14 protein-coding genes are annotated in these 21555 nt (G+C 63.8%); 10 read left to right on the forward strand and 4 right to left on the reverse strand.

The annotated features are described in order from the left end of the window. The first annotated feature begins 9 nt into the window (after positions 1-9). The 8 genes from xdhA (at position 10) to NRS07_RS05505 (ending at position 14694) form a co-directional block, all read left to right on the forward strand. Entirely contained in the window at positions 10-1506 is a 1497-nt protein-coding gene (gene xdhA, locus NRS07_RS05470) for a xanthine dehydrogenase small subunit (protein WP_259211666.1), read from the forward strand. Next, positions 1503-3848: a xanthine dehydrogenase molybdopterin binding subunit gene (gene xdhB / locus NRS07_RS05475; protein WP_259211667.1), complete on the forward strand. Its 2346-nt coding sequence runs from the start codon at positions 1503-1505 to the stop codon at positions 3846-3848. The genes xdhA and xdhB overlap by 4 nt, the downstream gene beginning before the upstream one ends. Continuing rightward, positions 3848-4852 carry a xanthine dehydrogenase accessory protein XdhC gene (xdhC, locus tag NRS07_RS05480; RefSeq protein WP_259213023.1) on the forward strand — a complete coding sequence of 335 codons (1005 nt, stop codon included), beginning with the start codon at positions 3848-3850 and terminating at the stop codon, positions 4850-4852. The genes xdhB and xdhC overlap by 1 nt, the downstream gene beginning before the upstream one ends. Further along, the gene (gene guaD, locus NRS07_RS05485; protein ID WP_259211668.1) at positions 4852-6162 is read left to right on the forward strand and encodes a guanine deaminase; all 1311 of its coding nucleotides are present in this window, start codon (positions 4852-4854) and stop codon (positions 6160-6162) included. The genes xdhC and guaD overlap by 1 nt, the downstream gene beginning before the upstream one ends. Positions 6163-6307: 145 nt before the next feature. Beyond that, the gene (locus NRS07_RS05490) at positions 6308-7798 is read left to right on the forward strand and encodes an adenosine deaminase (protein ID WP_259211671.1); all 1491 of its coding nucleotides are present in this window, start codon (positions 6308-6310) and stop codon (positions 7796-7798) included. Positions 7799-8319: 521 nt separating this feature from the next. Then, entirely contained in the window at positions 8320-11730 is a 3411-nt protein-coding gene (locus NRS07_RS05495) for a TonB-dependent receptor (protein ID WP_259211674.1), read from the forward strand. Positions 11731-11899: 169 nt separating this feature from the next. Further along, positions 11900-13603 (forward strand): bifunctional UDP-sugar hydrolase/5'-nucleotidase, encoded by a 1704-nt coding sequence (locus NRS07_RS05500; RefSeq protein ID WP_259211676.1) that lies wholly within the window; start codon positions 11900-11902, stop codon positions 13601-13603. A 26-nt stretch (positions 13604-13629) separates the two neighbouring features. Continuing rightward, entirely contained in the window at positions 13630-14694 is a 1065-nt protein-coding gene (locus NRS07_RS05505; protein ID WP_259211677.1) for a S1/P1 nuclease, read from the forward strand. 321 nt (positions 14695-15015) lie between these two features. Here NRS07_RS05505 and NRS07_RS05510 read toward each other — a convergent pair whose 3' ends face one another. Continuing rightward, positions 15016-15369 carry a hypothetical protein gene (locus NRS07_RS05510; protein ID WP_259211678.1) on the reverse strand — a complete coding sequence of 118 codons (354 nt, stop codon included), beginning with the start codon at positions 15367-15369 and terminating at the stop codon, positions 15016-15018. Positions 15370-15584: 215 nt separating this feature from the next. On the opposite strand from NRS07_RS05510, the gene NRS07_RS05515 reads away from it, so the two are divergent. After that, positions 15585-16376, forward strand: coding sequence for a trypsin-like serine protease (locus tag NRS07_RS05515; RefSeq protein ID WP_259211679.1), 792 nt, complete (start codon positions 15585-15587; stop codon positions 16374-16376). A gap of 1167 nt (positions 16377-17543) precedes the next feature. On the opposite strand, the gene NRS07_RS05520 is transcribed toward NRS07_RS05515, so the two are convergent. Then, entirely contained in the window at positions 17544-17702 is a 159-nt protein-coding gene (locus tag NRS07_RS05520; protein ID WP_259211680.1) for a hypothetical protein, read from the reverse strand. 829 nt (positions 17703-18531) lie between these two features. On the opposite strand from NRS07_RS05520, the gene NRS07_RS05525 reads away from it, so the two are divergent. After that, positions 18532-19380 carry a MipA/OmpV family protein gene (locus NRS07_RS05525; RefSeq protein ID WP_259211681.1) on the forward strand — a complete coding sequence of 283 codons (849 nt, stop codon included), beginning with the start codon at positions 18532-18534 and terminating at the stop codon, positions 19378-19380. Between the two features lie 85 nt (positions 19381-19465). On the opposite strand, the gene NRS07_RS05530 is transcribed toward NRS07_RS05525, so the two are convergent. Next, positions 19466-20431 (reverse strand): ABC transporter permease, encoded by a 966-nt coding sequence (locus tag NRS07_RS05530; protein WP_259211682.1) that lies wholly within the window; start codon positions 20429-20431, stop codon positions 19466-19468. A gap of 3 nt (positions 20432-20434) precedes the next feature. Next, positions 20435-21541, reverse strand: a complete 1107-nt coding sequence (locus NRS07_RS05535; protein ID WP_259211683.1) for an ABC transporter permease — start codon at positions 21539-21541, stop codon at positions 20435-20437. Positions 21542-21555 lie beyond the last annotated feature (14 nt).

Here is a 21555-nt window from a genome sequence, read left to right on the forward strand (position 1 = left end):
AGACCCACGATGCCAGACCCGATCCGATTCTATTACCGTGGCGCCGTACAGGAAGTGCGCGATGCGGCGCCGACCCGGACCATCTTGCAGCACCTGCGCGAAGACCTGCACTGCACCGGCACCAAAGAAGGCTGCGCGGAAGGCGACTGCGGTGCCTGCACCGTCGTGACCGGCTCGCTCGAAGACGGCGAGCTGGTACTCAAGGCAGTCAATTCCTGCATCCAGTTCTTGCCCACGCTCGACGGCCAGGCACTGTTCACGGTAGAAGACCTGCAACATCCCGACGGCAGCCTGCACCCGGTGCAGCAGGCGCTGGTGGAATGCCACGGATCGCAGTGCGGTTTTTGCACGCCCGGTTTCGCCATGTCGCTGTGGGGCATGTACCTCAAGCAGGAAAGCCACGGGCTTTCCGGCCGCCCGCCGTCGCGTTGCCAGATCGATGAGGCCCTGTCGGGCAACCTGTGTCGCTGCACCGGCTACTGCCCGATCATCGACGCGGCCCGCCGCATGGTCGAGCTGCCACCTCGCGCGTTCGACCGCGCCGCGCTGGCCGAACGCCTGCAAGGGCTGCAGCGCGCGCACGGATGGCACTACGAAGCGCAGGGAGCGCGCTTTCACACGCCGCGCACGCTCGATGAACTGGTCGGACTGCGCGCGGCGCATCCGGCGGCGCTGCTGCTGGCCGGCTCGACCGATGTCGGCCTGTGGGTCACCAAGCAGATGCGCGAGCTCGGCGACATCATCTACCTGGGCCAGGTCGACGCACTCAAGACGATCGCGCAAGCAGATGGCATGCTCAGCATCGGCGCGGGTGTGACCCTGAACGACGCCTATGCGGCCGTGTGCCGCCACTACCCGGCCGAGCTGGGCGAGATGTGGCAGCGCTTTGCCTCGCTGCCGATCCGCAATGCCGGCACCCTGGGCGGCAATGTCGCCAACGGCTCGCCGATCGGCGACTCGATGCCGTGGCTCATTGCGCTGGGCAGCACGCTGGTGCTGCGCGGCGCCGACGGCGAACGCGAGCTGGCGCTGGAAGAGTTTTATCTTGGCTACCAGCAGAAAGACTTGCGCGCCGGCGAATTCGTGCAGGCCGTGCGCATTCCGCTGCCACGCGCCGGGGTGCGCATGCGCACCTATAAACTGGCCAAGCGCTTCGACCAGGATATCTCGGCCGTGTGCGCCGCCTTTGCCATCACGCTCGATGGCGCGCAGGTAACCAGCGCGCGCATCGCCTTTGGCGGCATGGCCGCCACCCCCAAGCGCGCCGCTGGCGCCGAAGCGGCGCTGGTAGGGCAGCCATGGAACGAAACGGCGCTGCGCGCCGCCATGGCAGCCATGGCGCAAGACTACGCGCCGCTGAGCGACATGCGCGCATCGAGCAGCTACCGCATGCAGGCCGCGGCCAACTTGCTGCGCCGCTTCTGGCTGGAGACGCGGCTCGACGATCCGCTCCCGGCCACCGCCGTCAACGCATTTGCCGCCGGCACCGCAGGAGGTCGAGCATGAACGACGCAGGCACCCGCCCCACGCTGGCCGAGGCCGGCACGGCGCCATGGAGCGAAGTTGGCCGCGCGCGGCCACATGAGTCGAGTGTGCTGCACGTGCTCGGCCAGGCCACCTATACCGACGACATTCCCGAAATCGCCGGCACGCTGCACGCCGCGCTCGGCCTGTCCGAGCGCGCCCACGCGCGCATCACGGCGATCGACGTCGAACCCGTGCGCGCCAGCCGCGGCGTGGTGGCGGTGCTGCTGGCGCGCGACATTCCAGGCCTGAACGACTGCGGCCCGATCATCCACGACGACCCGATCCTGGCCGATGGCAAGGTAGAGTACGTCGGGCAGCCGGTATTCATCGTGGTGGCCGACACCCACGACAACGCCCGTCGGGCGGCCCGGCTCGCGACGCTCGCGTACGAAGATCTGCCCGCCATCCTGACCCCGCAGCAGGCGCGCGCGGCCCAGTCTTATGTGCTGCCGCCGATGCGCCTGGCGCGCGGCGACGCCCAGGGCGCCTTTGCGCGGGCGCCGCATGTCGCCAAGGGCGAGCTGTACGTGGGCGGGCAGGAACAGTTCTACCTGGAAGGCCAGATCGCCTATGCGATTGCAGGCGAGGACCGCGGCATGCACGTGTATTGCTCGACCCAGCACCCGAGCGAGATGCAGCACGTGGTCGCGCACGCGCTCGGCCTGCATTCGCACCACGTGGTGGTGGAATGCCGCCGCATGGGGGGCGGCTTCGGCGGCAAGGAATCGCAGTCGGCGCTGTGGGCGTGCGCCGCCGCGATCGCCGCGGCGCGCCTGCGCCGCCCGGTCAAGCTGCGCGCCGACCGCGACGACGACATGCTCGTTACCGGCAAGCGCCACTGCTTCCATTACCAATACGAGGCCGGCTACGACGATGACGGGCGCATAGTCGCGGCCAGGGTCGACATGGTCACCCGCGCCGGCTATTCGGCCGACCTGTCGGGACCAGTCGCCACGCGCGCCGTCTGCCACTTCGACAATACCTATTATTTGTCCGATGTCGAGATCCGCGCCGCCTGCGGCAAGACCAATACCCAGTCCAACACCGCCTTCCGCGGTTTTGGTGGGCCGCAGGGCGCGATCGCCATCGAATACGTGATCGACGAGATCGCGCGCAAGCTCGGACGCGACCCGCTCGACATCCGGCGCCTGAATTTCTACGGCGGCCCAGGGCGAAACGTCACGCCTTACGGCCAGACCATCGTCGACAACGTGATCCACGAGCTGGTGGCCGAGCTGGAACAAACCAGCGACTACCGTGCCCGCCGCGCCGCCATCGCCGAGTACAACCGCACCAGTCCGGTGCTCAAGAAAGGCCTGGCGCTCACGCCCGTGAAATTCGGTATTGCCTTCAATGTCACCCACCTGAACCAGGCCGGCGCGCTGGTGCACGTGTATGTCGACGGCTCGATTCTGGTCAACCATGGCGGCACCGAAATGGGGCAGGGCATCAATACCAAGGTGATGCAGGTGGTCGCGCACGAGCTGGGGGTGGATCTCGAGCGGGTACGCGCCACCGCCACCAACACCAGCAAGGTGGCCAATACCTCGGCCACCGCCGCTTCGACCGGCGCTGACCTGAACGGCAAGGCGGCGCAGGATGCCGCCCGCAAGATCCGCGAGCGCCTGGCGGCCTTCGTCGCCGCGCAGTTCGGCGGTGACGCCTGCGACGTGCGCTTTGCCGACGACACCGTGTTCGTGGCCGGGCAGGCACTGCGCTTCGGCGACGTCGTGGCCAAGGCCTACCTGGCGCGGGTGCAGCTGTGGTCAAGCGGCTTCTATGCCACGCCTGGCCTGCACTGGGACCCCAAGACCATGAACGGCCATCCGTTCTCTTACTACGCCTACGGCGCGGCGGTGTCGGAAGTGGTGCTCGACACCCTCACCGGCGAATGGAAGCTGCTGCGCGCCGATGCCCTCTACGACGCCGGCAATTCGCTCAATCCAGCGATCGACATCGGCCAGGTCGAAGGCGCCTTCATCCAGGGCATGGGCTGGCTCACCACCGAAGAGCTGTGGTGGAACCCGAGCGGCAAGTTGATGACCCACGCGCCATCGACCTACAAGATTCCCGGCATTTCGGACTGCCCGGAGGATTTCCGCGTGCGCCTGTTCAAGAACCGCAATGTCGAGGACAGCATCCACCGCTCCAAGGCCGTCGGCGAGCCGCCGCTGCTGTTGCCGTTCTCGGTGTTCTTCGCGATCCGTGACGCCATCTCGGCCGTGGGCGAGCATGCGCTCAATCCGCCCCTGAACGCGCCGGCAACCTGCGAGGAAATCCTCAGGGCGCTGGCGGCGCTCGACGCTGCGCGGGGCGCATGATGATCGAGGGATTGAACGCCGCGCTCCGGGAGCCGGCCGTGCTGGTGACGGTCGCCCGCGTCGAGGGCTCGGTGCCACGCGAGCCGGGCGCGCGCATGCTGGTGCAAGCCGGGCGCTTTGATGGCACAGTCGGCGGCGGCCACCTGGAACACCGCGCGCTGGAGATCGCGCGCGGCATGCTCGCAAGCAGGTCCGGCGCGCATATCGCGCGCTTTGCCCTGGGTCCGAGCCTGGGGCAGTGCTGCGGGGGCGTTGCCTACCTGGCGTTCGAAGTGGCCGATCCGGCGCAGCTGGCGCTGCTCGAGGCGCGCCGCGACCAGGACACCTGGCGCATCGTGGCGATCGACGATGCGGCCGCGCCACCGATGCCGGCAGGCCCGGCGGGTCTGTTCGACGCGCTCGGGCGCCAGCTTGCCGGCGGCGCCGTTCCCGCCTTCGACCGCACGCTCGGCACCCACGTGATGGAGCAGGGCGGGCGCCGCTGGCTGGTCGACGCGGTGCTCGCCCCGCGTGCCCACCTGATGCTGTTCGGCGCCGGCCATGTCGGCGCCGCCATCGTGCGCGCATTGGCCGAGCTGCCCTGCCGCGTCACCTGGGTCGACGAGCGCGACGACCTGTTTCCGGCGGCCTTGCCCGCCAACGTGTCGGTCGAAGCGACCGACACGCCTGAAGCGCTGGTCGAGAGCGCGCCGCAGGGCACCAGCTTTTTGGTCATGACGCACAGCCACGCGCTTGACCTGCGCCTGTCGCACGCGATATTGTCGCGCCCCGGCAGCCACTGGTTCGGCCTGATCGGATCGCTGACCAAGCGGCGCCAGTTCGAGCACCGCCTGCGCGAACGCGGCCTCGACGCCGCGCGCCTCGACGCCATGGTCTGCCCGATCGGCCTGCCCGGCATCGAGGGCAAGGCCCCGGCCGTGATCGCGGCCTCGGTGGCGGCCCAGCTGCTCAGCGTTTGGGAAGCAGCTGCCCGTCCCTCTGACGTTTCAACGGAATTGACCTGATGTCCATTGCCATCCCCGACGTGCAAGCCTACCGCGCGAGCCTGCTGCATTTCCACGCCGACCCGGCCTTTCATGCCGACGCCCACGCCTTTCACGAAGATGGCCTGCTGGTCATCGAGAACGGCCGCGTCCGGGCCGCGGGCGACTATGCGAAGCTTGCCTGCACCTTGCCCGACGGCGTCACCCCGGTCGACTACCGCGGCTGCCTGATCTCGCCCGGCTTCATCGACACCCACCTGCATTTTCCGCAGACCGACATGATCGCCTCTCCCAGCCCGGGCCTGCTGCCCTGGCTGGAGACCTATACCTTTCCGACCGAGCGCCGCTTCGACGATCCCGAGCATGCGCGCGCGACCGCCGAGTTTTTCCTGGACGAGCTGCTGCGCTGCGGCACCACCACGGCGGTGGTGTATTGCACCGTGCACCGCGAGTCGGTCGATACCTTCTTCGAGGCTAGCCAGGCGCGCAATCTGCGCATGGTCGCCGGCAAGGTGCTGATGGACCGCCACTGCCCGGACTTCTTGCGCGATATCGAGGGCAGCGTCGGCGACAGCGCCGACCTGATCGAAAAATGGCACCAGCGCGGCCGCGCGCTATATGCGATCACGCCGCGCTTTGCCCCGACCTCGACCGACGCCCAGCTGCGCGCCACTGGCGAACTGGCGGCGGCCTATCCCGACACCTTCATCCAGACCCATGTCTCGGAAAACCAGGACGAATGCGCCTGGGTGGGCGAGCTGCATCCGCAGGCGCGCAGCTATCTCGACGTGTATGAGCGCTTCGGCCTGATGCGCCCGCGGGCGCTGTTCGGCCACTGCATCTGGCTCGACGACGAAGACTTCGCGCGCATGACGGCAACCGGTGCCGCGGCGGCCGTCTGCCCGACCTCGAACCTGTTTCTGGGCAGCGGCCTGTTCGACTTCGACCGCGCCGACCGCGCCCGCACCCAGCTCGCGCTCGGCACCGACGTTGGCGCCGGCACCTCGTTCTCGATGCTGCAAACCATGAACGAAGCCTACAAGGTGGCGCGCATGAAGGGCAGTTACCTGAAGGCGGAGCGCATGTTCTACCTGGCCACCCTGGGCGCGGCGCGCGCCATGGACCTGGAAGGCACGATCGGCAGCTTCGCGCCGGGCACCGAGGCCGACTTCATCGTGCTCGACCCGCAATCGACGCCTTTGCTGGCGCGCAGGACCTGCCGGCTGCAGTCGCTCGAAGAACTGCTGTTCGCGCTGGCGCTGCTGGGAGACGACCGGGCGGTAAAGGCGACGTACTCGATGGGCGCGCTGGTGCACACCCGCCAGGGGTAGATCGAGCGCGTGGGCGCTGCTACTGCACCTGGCGCTGCCGGCTGGCTGTATTGCCAACCCCAACCCAACCGGTTAGAGTTGCGCGGGCAGCGCGTGCCCCGGGCCGCGCTTTACAGCGAAGTCACCGCACCAGAGAGCCAACAACATGCACATCAAACTGACCGCCAGCGCCTTGCTCGCCCTGGCTTTCGCCGCGCCGCAGGCACTGGCCAAGGGCCCGGCATCGACCGCCAACGAGGCGGCCACCGCGCGTCACTACGCCAGCCTGATCGCCGGCGAGCCCAAGACCGCCGAGCTGACCCTGTTCTTTACCCAGATGCCCAAGGGCGGCGACCTGCACCACCATTATTCGGGGTCGGTGTATGCCGAGCAGTATGTCGATTTCCTCGACAAGCAGGGCTATTGCCTCAACAAGCTCACTTACCGGATCGAGACCAACAAGGCGGTCATCGACGCCGAGCGCGCCAAGCCGGCAGCCGAGCGCAACTGCCTGTCCACGGCCGAAGTGTATGCCGACGACTATACCTACCGCGAGCTGCTGCAGCGCTGGTCGAACAAGGACTTCGCCAACCACGGCGCGCTGCAGCCACCACCGGATCGCCTGTTCTTCCAGACCTTCGGCTATTTCGGCCCGGTGTCGAACGCGAACTTCCGTGAAGGCCTGCAGGAGCTCAAGCAACGCGCGATCGGCGAGAACGTCGGCTATATCGAGACGATGTTCAAGATGTCGCCCTTCGTCGTCAATCCGGATTTCGACAAGCTGGCCTGGCACAACGCCAGCGACGACAAGGCGCTTGATGCGCAGATGGGCGCCTGGCTGGCGGTGCTCGAGCAGGACGCCGGCTTTCGCCAGTCCACCACCGATTTCGTCAACAAGATCCACGAAGCGGCCGCCGGCATCGACGACGAGCGCTTTACCATGCGCTTCCAGACCTACGTGCTGCGCCTGCTGAATCCCTCGCAGGTGTTCTCGTCGATGGTGTCGGGCTTCAAGGCCGCGAAGATGAGCGACAAGATCGTCGGCGTCAACATCGTGGGCCAGGAAAGCACGATGGTCTCGATGCGCGACTATGCGCTGCACATGAAGATGTTCCGCTTTCTCAAGGCGCGCTATCCGGACGTGAAGATCGCGATGCATGCGGGCGAACTGGCGCTGGGCGACGTGCCGCCCGAAGGCCTGTCGTTCCACATCGACCAGGCCCTGGTGATCGCCGGCGCCGACCGCATCGGCCACGGCATCGACCTGGCGCACGAGTCGAACGCGGCGGCGATCATGGCAAAGATGCGCAAGGACGACATTCCGGTCGAGGTCAACCTGACCTCGAACGCTTTCATCAGCGGCATCGAAGGGGCGAACCACCCGATCACGCTGTACCGCAAATACGGCGTGCCCTACGTGATCTCGACCGACGACGCCGGCGTGACCCGCCACACGCTGAGCAACGAATACGTCTTGTTCGCCAGCCGCTACAAGCCGGACTACGCGGAAATGAAAAAGACCTCGTACAACAGCATCCGTTACGCCTTCCTGCCAGTGGCAGAAAAACAACGCCTGACCCGGCAGCTGGACAGCCGTTTCGCCCGGTTCGAGGCAAACATCGCCAGCCTGGCCAAGCTCCAGGCGGGCGCGAAATAAGCGATGCAGCGGGCGCTCCGGATTCTTTCGGGTCGCCCGCCGGTTACCCTAAATAAGTAACTTTTTGACCACATGTTGTTTGTAAAGCATGTTTTGTGGCCGTCTTGCTACAAAAACCTTTTTCTCCTGCCCGCATTGGTGAAATTTAGAGCAAAAAAATTTCGCTAGAGAATGTCGCCCGTATAATTCCGGCTGGATTTTTGCCCGGGCCAGCTCCCAAGTCTTAGCGTATCAACAAGGGTTTACGTGTATTTATACGCTGAGCGTATAAATAGCAAAGCCAAAACGAATTGGTCGGAATGTCAACGGTAATGCATATTGGACATTGATTTCCATCATTTTGGACGTCCTTGTTGCCACCGCCGCCATGTCACCTTGTTGAAATACTGGCAGCGTAGAATTGCCGCCGCTGGCGGCAGCTTCGCCAGCGCACCGTGCAGAAAATAGAGATCGCAGCACTGTAAGAGAGGGGCAGCCGTCGGCTGCCCGTTATAACTATTACGTTCCTTTTGGGGTTATCAATGATCACTCAACAACAGATCCGGCTCACCAAACTCGCGCTGGCTTTGTCAGTTGCCTTGGCTGCCGCGCCAGTCTTCGCACAGAACACCACCTCGGCCATCGGTGGCCGTATTTCGGTCGCGGACGGCAAGCCTGCAGTCGGCGCCCAGGTGCAGATTGTTCACGCTGAGTCCGGTTCTGTCAGCAATGTCGTCACCGACGCCGAAGGCCGTTACGTTGCACGCGGCCTGCGCGTGGGCGGTCCGTACACGATCGTCATCACCAAGGATGGCGTCAGCGAGCGCCGCGAGAACGTGTTCGTCGAGCTGGCCGAAACTGCCGCCGTCGATGCGACCCTGGGCCAGAAGATGCAGACCGTGACCGTCACCGGTTCGGCAGCGCGCTCGGAGATCTTCTCGAACAACGCCATGGGTTCGGTCACCTCGATCTCGCGCGCCGACCTGGAAACCCAGGCATCGATCAACCGCAACCTGCAAGACTTCGCGCGGATCGATCCGCGCGTCTCGCAGACCGACAAGGAACGCGGCGAAATGTCGGTGGCCGGCCAGAACTCGCGCTACAACTCGATGACCATCGACGGCGTGGCCATCAACGACACCTTCGGCCTCGAAGCCAACGGCAGCCCGACTGCCCGCCAGCCGATCTCGATGGAAGCGATCGCCTCGGTGCAGGTCAACGTGGCCAACTACGACGTCACCCAGCGCGGCTACACCGGCGCCAACGTCAACGCCGTCACCAAGTCGGGTACCAACGTGTACCACGGCGGCGCTTACTACATCGCCCGCAACGACAAGCTGGTCGGCGACCGCTACAACACCGTCACCGACGTCTACAGCGACGCGCCGCGCTTCAAGGACAACACCAAGGGCCTGTGGGCCAGCGGCCCGCTGATCCAGGACAAGCTGTTCTTCTTCGCCCTGGCCGAGAACTCGGAAAGCAGCCGTAGCTCGCCAGACTTCGGCGCCATCGGCTCGAAAGCCGGCACCACCGTCGGCATCAGCCCGGTCCAGATCGCACGTCTGAAAGACATTGCCCAGAGCCGCTACAACTTCGACCTCGGCAGCTCGGAAGTGCCAAGCGGTACCGCCCTGAAGTCGGAAGAGCGCACCATCAAGCTCGACTGGAACATCAACGACGACCACCGCGCCAACTTCCGCTACTCGAAGACCACCCAGAACGAGCCGATCTTCCCAGGCTTCTCGGCCAGCGGCGTGTCGCTGAGCTCGCAGTTCTACAAGCAGGACAAGAGCATCGAGACGATGGTGGCCCAGGTCTTCTCGGACTGGACCCAGAACCTCTCGACCGAGTTCAAGGCTTCGACGCGCGACTATGATTCGGTGCCGATCAACAATGCCCGCCTGCCGGCCATGTCGTTCTCGTTCACCGGCCCGCTGCCGGCCGACGCGCCGGCCGGCACCCGTACCGGCAGCCGCTTCCTGAACACCGGTACCGAGAGCAGCCGCCACAACAACGTGCTGGGTACCAAGACCATCGACCTGTATGGCGGCGCCAACTATCTGTGGGGCGACCACGAATTCAAGGTTGGCGCCGACTACACGTCGAACAAGGTCTACAACGCCTTCCTGCAGAACGTGTTTGGCAACTACACCTTCCAGTGCGATAACAACTTCGCCTACACCTTCGGCTCGATCAACTGCGCCACTGCATCGGCATCGCAGATTGAGGCCGCCCTGTACGAGAACTTCTCGCGCGGCCGTCCATCGTCGTACACCGTGCAGATGCCGGTGGCCGGCGGTTCGCTGAGCAATGCGGTTGCCCAGTTCACGATGAAGAACACCGGCATCTTCTTGCAAGATAACTGGACCGTTAACGAGAACCTGACCATCAGCGCCGGCGTGCGCGTGGACCTGACCAGCGTCGACAACACCCCGCTGCGCAATGCCGCCGTGGCCCAGCCTACCATCGCTGGCAATGCCGCCACCTTCACCCGCCAGTCGGGCGGCTACGGTGTCGACAATACCCGCACCTTCGACGGCAACAAGCTGTGGCAGCCGCGTGCCGGCTTCAACTACAAGTTCGACTCGGCGCGACCGATGCAACTGCGTGGTGGCGCTGGCCTGTTCCAGGGCGCGGCGGCAACCGTGTGGATGTCGAACCCGTTCTCGAACCCAGGCGTGGCCACCCGTACCATTACCTGCTCGGGCTCGGGCGCGACCCGCTGCCCGAACACCGACGGCACCTTCACGCCTGACGTGAACGCACAGCGCACCGTCAGCGGCGCGACCCCATCCGCCAACGTCGACATCCTGTCGCCGGACCTGAAGCAGCCAGCGATCTGGAAGGCCAACCTGGCCTTCGAGCACGAACTGCCATGGTATGGCCTGGTGTTCGGCGCCGAGTTGCTGGCGACCCAGAACAAGGACGCGATCTTCTACCAGAACCTGAACCTTGGCGCGCCAACCCGCAAAGGGACCGATGGCCGCGACCTGTACTACAACGCCAACGGCCTGTCGTCGGCCTGCTACACCTTCACCAATAACTCGGCGGGTACGGCAACCGGCTGCCAGAACACTGCCAAGGCGCTGTCGAACCTGAGCTATAACAATGTGCTGCTGGCCAAGGCGACCGGTAAGGGCGACGCCCAGATCGTGACCATGTCGATCACCAGCCCGACCCGCAAGGGCTTCGGCTGGTCGGTCGCTTACTCGCACACCGAAGCGAGCGAAGTCTCGGCACTGACTTCGTCGACCTCGAACTCGAACTGGGCCGGCCGCTCGGTCTTCAACCCGAACGAAGAAGTTGCCTCGAACTCGTCGTATTTGGTGAAAGACCGCGTCAACGCCCGCCTGTCGTGGGAAAAGAAGTTCTTTGCTAACTACCGCACCCGTCTCGGCGTCTTCTACGAAGGCCGTTCGGGCAAGCCGTACAGCTGGACCATTAACAACGACCTGAACGGCGATGGCCTGGCTGGCAACGACCTGATGTACATCCCGTCGGGCGTCGGCTCGGGCGAAGTCGTGTTCTTTGGCGATACCGCGACGAACAATGCCAACGAGCGTAAGTTCTTCGACATCGTCGAGTCGAACAAGGCCCTGCGTAGCGCCAAAGGTGGCGTGGTCGACCGCAACAGCGCGTTCTCGCCATGGACCAACAGCTTCGACATGAAGATCACCCAGGAAATCCCTGGCTTCATGAGCAAGCACAAGGCCAGCTTCTCGCTCGACATTTTGAACTTCGGCAACCTGCTGAACAAGAAATGGGGCCGTATCGAAGAAGTGGGCTTCCAGTCCGCCGGTGGCCAGGCGCGCAGCTTTGTCGACTATGTCGGCCTGAATGCACAGGGCAAGTACGTGTACGCAGTGCGTAACACCGTGGAAGACCTGAACCTGCGCCAGGCCAAGGGCGAGTCGCAGTGGGCCGTCCAGGCAACCGTCAAGTACGAATTCTAAGTTTCTGAATTCCCTGCTTTGATGTGAACAACGGCCAGTGGCGACACTGGCCGTTTTTTCTTGCCGAAAGCGCCTGTGTGCCTGCCTGCCAGCTTGGCGACTAGCCACTTGCCCATGCAATAATGCCGAGGTCCCCAGCCGGCCTCCCATCCTTGATCGAGAATAGTCCATGACCGTTTCCCTTCGTGCTCCGGCACGCCTGTCGCGCGCCGTGCTGGCGCTTGCCGTGTCGCTGACCCTGGCTGGCTGCGCCACCAGCACCGGCCGCGAGCCGGTGACCATCAACCTGGTCGCCATCAATGATTTCCACGGCAACCTCGAGCCGAGCCGCTACACCCCGACCGGGCAGGACGGCGCCAAATCCGACCCGATCCGCGCTGGCGGCATCGAGGCGCTGGCGGCGGCGCTGCAAGCCTGGCGCCAGCAGGACCGTGACCTGCTGTTGGTTGCCGCCGGCGACCTGGTGGGCGCCAGCCCGGCCATGTCGTCGCTATGGGCTGACGAGCCCACCATTGAAGCGATGAACATGCTGGGCCTGCGCGCGAGCGCGGTCGGCAACCACGAATTCGACGCCGGCCGCCAGGAACTTCTGCGCCAGCAAAATGGCGGTTGCGTGTCGGTGCGCCCGGCCAAGGCTTGCCAGATGGGCCCGACTTTCGGCGGCGCCAAATTTACCTATCTGGCCGCGAACGTGATCGACAGCGCCACCGGCCAGCCTTTCATTCCGGCGTTTAGCATCGAGAGCGTCAAGGGCGTGAAGGTCGGCCTGGTGGGAGCGGTCTTGCAGGACACCCGCTCGGTCGTGATGGCCTCGGGCATTGCGGGATTGCGCTTTGGCGACGAAGCCGATGCGATCAACCGCGCGGTCCCGGCCATGCGCGCGCAGGGCGCCGACGTCATCGTGGCGCTGGTGCATGAAGGCGGCACCACCAAGGACAGTCCTTTGAGCCCGGGCTGCAGCAACCTGGCAGGCCCGCTGGTGGACATCGTGAAAAGGCTCGACCCGGCGATCCGGCTGGTGATCTCGGGCCACTCGCACCAGGGCTACCTGTGCCAGGTCGATGGCCGCACCGTGACCCAGGCCGGTTCGTACGGCCACCTGGCGACCCGCATCGCCATGAAGGTGGACGCGGCCACCGATACCGTCACCGACCTGCAGGTGCACAACGTGGTGCTTCAGCCGGGCGACTATCCGGCCGATCCGGCAATGGTGGCCTTCATGGCCTCGGTCAAGGAACGCAGCCGCGCCGCCTTGACCCGCCCGGTGGCGCGCCTGGCCACGGCGCCGCTGCTGCGCAAGAAGAATGCGTCGGGCGAATCGGTACTGGGCGGCGTGGTCGCCGACGCGGTGCTGGCGGCCACCCGCAACCAGGGCGCCCAGATCGGCTTCATGAACGATGGCGGCATCCGCAAGGACCTCGAAGCCGGCGCCGACAATGTGGCTGCCTTCGGCCAGGCCCAGGCCGTGCTGCCGTTTGGTAATACGCTGGTGCTGATGGACTTGAGCGGCGCCCAGCTGCGCCGCCTGCTCGAGCAGCAATGGATGCGCCCGGGCGCGGCCGATCCATCGATCCTGCAAGTGTCGGCCAATGTCCGCTACCAGTGGGACGAACAGCGACCACCCGGCAGCCGCGTGGTGCCGGACAGCATCCGCATCGACGGCGCGCCGCTGGTCGACAGCCGTACCTACCGCGTCGTGGCCAACAACTTCCTGGCCGAGGGCGGCGATAACTTCCCCGAGTTTGCCAAGGGCACGAACCGTCTCGAGACCGGCATGCTCGACCTCGACGCATTCGTTGACTTCTTGCGCGCCAGCGAAGGGCAGGGCGCATCGATGGCGCCGGCCGCGCCGCGCATCGTCAAGATCAAGTAAACCGCATTGTTCAACCAGGAATGATCATGAAAAAACTTGCAGTCGTACTCGCGCTGACGGGCGCATTCGCATCGTTCGACGCCATGGCCTGGGGCCGCGACGGCCACAAGGCGATTGGCGCCATTGCCGACAAGCTGCTCAAGGGCACCAATGCGCAGAAGGAAATCAACCTGCTGCTCAAGCCGGGCGAGTCGCTCGAGCTGGTCGCGAACTGGGCCGATTGCGTCAGGGGCACGTTCTGCGGCGAGCAGACCCAGGAAATGCTGGACTATGTCAGCGCCAACCCGCAGCACGACAAATACCACTACACCAATGTGCCCTTCCAGCACGACCACTACGATGACCATGGCGTGGGCCGCACCGGGGTTGACATCGTGCAAACGCTGCGCCAGTGCATCGCGGTCTTGCAGGGCAAACTCGACCCGGAACTGAACCCGCACAAGTTCACGCGGCGCCAGGCGCTGATCCTGATCGCCCACTTCGCCGGCGACATCCACCAGCCGCTGCACGTGGGCGCAGCCTATGTCGGCAAGGACAGCAAGTTCGTGGTGCCCCCGACCCAGGCCGATGTCAACGACACCACGATCTACGACTCGCGTGGCAGCAACAACCTGTTACTCGACGATGCGCGCCTGGGCGCGCTGGCCACTGCCGCCGCCATCCCGCCGGGCGAACCGGTGCCGATGCGCGAAGGGGGCGCCAAGTCGCTGACCAAGCCTTTCCACTCGTACTGGGACAGCACCACGGTCGACTACGCCTTCCGCCGGCTTCAGACCAGCACGCCGGACGCCTTCGCCACCAAGGTCATCGGCGGCAACATGACCATCCCGCAGATCGAAGGCGATCCGATCGCCGCGCCTTTCGCCTGGGCCAACCATTCGCTGTTCGTGGCCAAGCAGGCCTTCGCAGGTGTCGTGCCGGGCAAGATGGTTGCGCAAACGAACAGGAAGGGCGAAACGTATTACGCCTTCACGCTCGATGTACCGGCCAATTATCCGGTGCCAAGTTCCGAAATCGCCAAGCAGCAATTGATCAAGGGCGGGTACAACCTGGCCGCGCTGTTGCAGGCGATCTGGCCAGAGAAGGGGTGATTGGTTACGGTGCCGGTGCCGGCGGGCGGCCGCGGGCACCGTGCGGTGGCGTCGCCGGGCATTCGGGTGGTATAGCACCAGCGGCAAGAGCGTGATCGCAGCGCAGACCGGGCCGATGCAATGGGCATGGGGCCGGTCTAGTTCTTTGTACCCATGCCTGGCGGCGCTTCTTTATTATTGAGCTTTGTCGTTTTTCCGAAGAGGATGAACGACTGGTTATTGTTGAAGACGGCCTTGGAGCTGAGCATAGCAGCTCGCCAGCGCCGAAGAATTTCAGACTGTGACGACCGACCGGAACCGACCCAAAGCGGACGGTCGAAGTTAACTTGTTTCCCTTCTGCGAAGACACGTGCCCAAAAAACTAGCCGCGCTCACCAGAGCGAAAAGGAGCAATAAAACTGCTGCATACTTGCCGAGTGATTCAGTTGTTGCGTAGTAAAGCTGCAGAGGAAAACTGACTACCACCAAAGCAAAACATCCTGAAATGATTGCCGCAACGAGGCCCGCACGGCCGAATACGACGCCAAGCACAAAGGCAGTGCTGCTTACAAACGCGCATATCGCGCCTACCGCCACGAGATCATTTGAGGCATCAGGGCTAAACGCCTGACCAAACATGACTGCAAGAGCGATGAACAGAAATCCTGAGATCGATGCGACAAGTTTTAAAGCCACCTAACGGTCCTTTCGTCTCATTGTCCGCTTTTGGCCGAAGGCGGCCGTTGAGCTCAGCATAGCAGCTCGCCAGGGCCGAAAAATCGCAGACTGTCATGAAGGCAGCAACCGACCCCAAAGCAGACGTGGCGAAACGGCTGAGAACGACATTGCGCCTTCGCGTTATTTACAAATAGAATCGAAACTCGACTGCTCATTGACCATTACCGTCCGCCATGCGCCCTTATCTGCCCTTGCTTGCTTACGTTCTGACGACCTCTGCCTCGGCGGTGGTGATCCGCCATGACGTGCCCGACGCGAAGTACCGGAACGCGCCATCCGAGGCGCGTGCCCTGATCAACCTGGCCCACGAGGGCCACGGGGTCCTGATCGCACCGCAATGGGTGTTGACGGCCGCGCACGCGACCCAATGGCACCCGGTGACCGAAGTCATGGTGGGCGAGCGCTGCGTGAAAGTGGCGCAACTGATCGTCCATCCCGGCTACAGGAAACTGCCGGATGAACTCATCAAGGGCGACGCTGCGCCGGCGATGGCGCATCTCACGCAGTCGGACGACGTCGCGCTGATCAAGCTGGCTGAGCCGGTCAGGGACGTGCAGCCTCTCGCCCTCTACGACCGGCAGGACGAAGTCGGCAAATCCGTGAGAATCTTCGGCATGGGGGCGACCGGCAATGGCAAGGATGGCCAGCAAGGACCGAACCGCACACAGTTGCGCCAGGCCTACAACCGCATCGACGGTGCCGACCCACGCTACCTCGCCTACACCTTCGACAGCGATGCGAGCGCCCATGCGCTGGAAGGTATGGCCGGCAACGGCGACAGCGGTGGCCCAGTCCTGATCGAGGACGCCGGCCAGTGGAAGGTGGCGGGCCTGACCTCATATACCTACGGAACCGGTTCCTTCAGCGCCTACAAGCCCGGCATCTACGGCATCAGCAGCCGCGCCGTGCGCGTGTCGCACTATCTACCTTGGATCCGCCAGACAATAGCGGCCGAGATGCGCTGAGCCGCACCATGAGTCACTTTGCGGGCGCGGCGGGCTGGCCGCTACAGGGTAGGTATTGTTGACTGAACCCGCACTTCCCGAAGTGTTCGACTCCGATAACTTGTTCTTCAGTTTTATTGGTCGACGCGCTAACAGTATGATTCTGAAATCCAATAGTGCCGTTTATAGGCTTGCGCCCCTGCCATTCCATGAGTGGCTGCCTCTGGCCGAACTCGGCCTTTGAGCTCAGCATAGCAGATTGCCAGGGGCGAAAAATCACAGACTGTCACGAAGGACCGCAACCGACCCGAAGCGGACGAAACAGAGATGCTATGGAACCTTCTTCAAAGCGAAATAGCCGAGCTTTTCACCTGCGCCGATACTAACCGCGTCATAGGTTCCGTGGATAGCTGCCTTTTCCGACTTGCCAGACATAAACAAGTACCCGTCACATACTGTCGTTCGACCAGTGTGAGTACGCCATTGTCTATCTGATACGCTAATGGCTCAGCCATTGGGAAGAACTTCTCATCGTGAGCAGTTTTCGACTCAACAACTACGCGCTTCCACGTCCCGCCCATGCAAGACCCATTAGAAGCTTCTCCTAGGAATCGAATCGTCGCTTCAACCTTGACTGTATGCTTCAAATCCACCACGCGCAGTCGCCAGCGAGACCCTACCTCCTGTGCTTGACCTATAACCGTCAGGCTGGACATAAGAATAACAGCGACAAATTTGCAAGAAAAAGAACTTGGCATTAGTACCCACAGGAAAAGTTACCCAGAAAGGGAATGGCCGCTTTTGGCCGAAACCGGCCGGTCGCGACCAGGCCCGCTTCGACCCTGAACGTTCATTCGAGGCAGAATCTTTCAGGCGCCCCTGCCAAAGCGCAAAATATCGTCGCAATGCAAAAGCCGATTTTAAGACGACGATCTTTTGCACCAACCGACAATGCGGCAAGGAGCAAGAGTAGCAACTGAAATACAGGTAAATTTAGATTCAATTAATGCTTTCAACTGCGGAAGCGAAGATTGAGGGCGATGTCCGCTGCTGGCCCGGTAGCGTTCGTTAGGCGATCAGTCTGCCGAAGTTGTCGTTTGTCGGGAAAATTTAGACAGCGCGCTGAGGCCGGACTCGGCGTCCGCGCCCGATCCGAAGCGGACATGTGATCAGAGGGAGTTCTCGACTTCACAACCCTGTCTTCTTGGCGCGATAGGCCAGCGCAGTATACGTCAATGCTATCCCAGCCATTCCAGCAGCAAGACTAAACTGGCGGTCTAAGCAAAAGCTCAGTCCACTCACGCCAAATCCAAGCGCCGCGACTGCAAACCCCTTCCATTTCTTCATCACGTATTCCCTACTTGCTACGCCCGTTTCTGGGCGCTCTGTCGTTCAACGTATGGTGGCGGTCGGCCCCTAGCCGACGTCCCATCAGGAGAAGCGTCACTATCGGCGCGAGAACGCGTCAGGCACGAGACGCAGCCACCGTCCTTCTGGTCATGAGAAATGCGGCCACGAAACCAACCCCGGCTGCTCCCCATATGAGGGCGGCGACGACTTCAAACACATTGATCAACTGCGGATGGAGAGCCGCTACGGGAACGAGTACAAGTGCACGCAACAGACAGACAGCCGCGATTCCGGCTAGCATTGTCCGGAGCAAAGGCAGGCGCTTCACCATGCCAAGGGCTGAGCAGGCATACAGGGCACAGATACCCATTAACATTGCAATGCAAGCTGTGGAAACGGGGGCCAACCACGTACCGTCTTGCGCGGACGCCACGATCCGTGGCGGCGCGCCGAAGAACGCATACCAGGACGGCCCTCCGATCATGGTTGCGACATGGATTGCGACGCCGAGCAGGGAAATAGCGAGAGCAAGCAAGGTCAAGCGCGTATGGTTATTTTGCATCGCGTACAAGCTACCAAAAGATTGAGCCGAAAGATGCGCGGAATGTCACGACGACACCAGAATCTTGCTATCGGACTTTCTGAGGGGCCGCTTTTGGTCGCCGGGTAATAGCCGATGGTCGAATCGTTCAATGCTCGAGCCTGCCTTAATTGGCGCAGACGCGTTCAAGCGTTGACACTGTTCAAGCGCAACAGACCGTGCGCGGCGCGTCAACTCCCTGGTCTTGGATAGAATCGGCTCTCCACCGCTTCCACTGAGCCCGCCATGACTACCCGCCTCAAGGCCGCCTGTTGCGCCGCCTGCCTCGTCCTCGGTAGCGCCGCCCGCGCCCAGTCCGACCCGGAACAGAAGCTGCCGCTCTGGGAAATCGGTGTGGGCGGCGTTGCGCTTTCCACTCCCTCTTATCCGGGCGCCGGCCAGCACGAGACGCGGGTGCTGGTATTTCCCAACATTGTCTACCGCGGCCGGGTGCTGCGGGCCGACCGCTCCGGCATCGCGGCGCGGCTGTTTCGCAGCGACCGGGTCGAGCTCGACGTCGGCTTCGCCGGTGCGCTGCCATCCGATTCCGACGATGTCGACGAGCGCCAGGGCATGCCCGACCTGGGGCCGCTGGCGGAATTCGGACCACGCCTGAAGGTAAAGCTGGCCGATTTCGGCGACCACCGCAGCCTACGCGCCGAATTGCCGCTGCGGGCGGTGATCGAGGCGCGTGGCGGCCTGCATCACAGGGGCACGACCTTCGAGCCGCGCCTGACCTACGAAATCGCCGGACCGCAGGGCCTGTGGTCGCTGGAGGCAATGGGATCGGTGGTGCTGGGCGACCGCAAGATCAACCGCCATTTCTACGAGGTCGCGCCGCAGTTCGCCACCAGTGCACGGCCGGCGTATGCGGCCGATGCGGGCCTGGTCCTGAGCCGGCTCGGGCTGTTCGGCACGCGCCGCGTGAACCAGGACCTGCGGGTGTTCGGCTACCTGCGCTACGAGAGCTACCGGGGCACTGCGAACCGCGCCAGTCCACTGCACGTGAAAGATAGTGGCGTGTCGGGCGGGGTGGGGGTGCTGTGGACCTTCAAGCGCTCGGCGGCGCGGGCCAGGGGAGGGGAGTCGCTGTAAGCGTTGCGCAGTAAATAAGGCGCTGTAAACGATCAAGGGGACAATGCCAGTGGCACTGTCCCCTTTTTTACGCCGTGCGCGGCGCCTAGCGCGACTTCACGAACGGCCGCCCCAGCGCCTTTGGCGCCACCGACTTGGCCATCAGGCCGGCCAGCACGATCACCGTTACCACGTAAGGAATCATCTGGATCAGCGAGCCCGGGATGCGGCCGACCACTGGCAGGTCGACGCCTTCGATCTGGATCTGCAGCGCGCCGAAGAAGCCGAACATCAAACAGCCCAGTACCGTGTGCACCGGACGCCAGTTGCCGAACACCAGGGCGGTCAGGGCTAGGTAGCCGGCGCCGGCCGACATGTCGCGCAAGAAGAAGCCGCTCTGGACGATCGACAGGTAGGCGCCCGAGAACGAGCACAGCACGCCGGCGATCAGCATCGCCGCATAGCGGGTCTGCTGCACCGACACGCCGGCCGCATCGGCCGCATGCGGGTTCTCGCCGACCGCGCGCAGGCGCAGGCCGAAGCGGCTATGGAACAGCACCCAATGCACCACCGGCAGCAGCAAGAAGGCGAAGTAGACCAGCGCCGAGTGGCCGCCGATCACGCTGCCGTACAGCCAGCCGATCACCGGAATGTCGGCAAGCAAAGCGGTACCCGGCAGCACGATGTCGGTCAGGCGCGCTTCGCCCAGGTCCGGCGTGCGGCCGCCCTGCTGGAAGAAGTACTGCGCCACCACGAAGGTCAGGCCGCTCATGGCGATGTTGATCGCGATGCCGGCGACCAGCTGGTTGCCCTTCTGGGTGATCGACACGAAGCCCTGCACCAGCGCCAGCGCGACCGATACCAGGATGCCGGCGGCCATGCCGAGCCACGGGTCCTGGTAGGTATAGGCGACGGCGGCCGAGACGAAGGCCGAGGCCAGGATCTTGCCCTCCAGGCCGATGTCGACCACGCCGCTGCGCTCGGCGAACAGGCCGGCCATGGCCGCGAAGATCAGTACCGGCGCATTGCGGATCGTCGAGACGACGATACTGGCGAATTGGAAGTCTTCCATGGCTTATCCCTTGCGTGCGCCGCTGCGGGCCGCATTGCGTACATTGATCATCTTGAGCACCACCGGCGCGTACAGGTTTTCCATCGCCCCGCAGAACAGGATGATCAGGCCCTGGATGAAAATGAAGGTCTCTTGCGGGATGTTCGGCTTTTCCAGCGACAGGTCGAAACCGCCCTGGATCAGGGCGCCGAACAGCACCGCCGACAGGAAGATGCCGACCGGATGCTGGCGTCCCATCAGGGCGATCGCGATGCCCACGAAGCCGGCGCCGGCCGGAAAGTTCAGGCTCAGGTAGTGGGTCGAGCCCATGATCGAATTGACCGCGGCCAGGCCGGCCAGGGCGCCCGAGATCAGCATCGCGACGATGATGGTGCGGCTGATGCGTACGCCCGCATAGTGGGCCGCGTGGGCGTTCAGGCCGGTGGCCTGCAGCTTGTAGCCCCACGACGAGCGCGAGATCATCACGCCGTAGATGGCCAGCGCGATGATCGCCAGCACAAAGGAGATATTGAGCGGGGTGTCGCCCAGCGCCGGGAACCAGTCGAACAGGCGCGGCATCGCGGCCGCTTCTGAAAAGACGCGGCTGGCCGGGTTCTGGTCGCCCTCGGGAATGAGGTATTTCACGATGATGAAGTTCATCAGGCTGGCGGCGATGAAGTTGAACATGATCGTCGTGACCACCACGTGGCTGCCGCGTTTGGCCTGCAGGTAGCCGGGCAGGAAGGCCCAGCCGGCGCCGAACAGCGCCGCGCACAGCATGCCGACCGGGATCAAGAGCCAGGGCGACAGCGTGGCGTCGAAGGACAGCATGGCAATGGTCAGGCCCAGGCCGCCGAGGTACATCTGGCCTTCGGCGCCGATGTTGAACAGGCCGGCCTTCATCGCCACCGAGACCGCCAGTCCGGTAAAGATGAAGGTGGAGGCGTAGAACAGCGTATAGCTCAGGCCTTCCGGATTGATGACGGCGCTGTTGATCAGGATATGCAGCGATTCGACCGGGCTTTCGCCCAGCAGGTGGATGACGAGCGCCGCGACCAGCAGCGCCGACAGCAAGTTCAGGACCGGCAGGACGAAGCCCGAGGCCCAGCGTGGGAGTTCAGTGGTTTTCATGTGCTTGGTCACCC

The sequence above is a fragment of the Massilia sp. H6 genome (assembly GCF_024802625.1).
GTDB lineage: Bacteria > Pseudomonadota > Gammaproteobacteria > Burkholderiales > Burkholderiaceae_D > Telluria.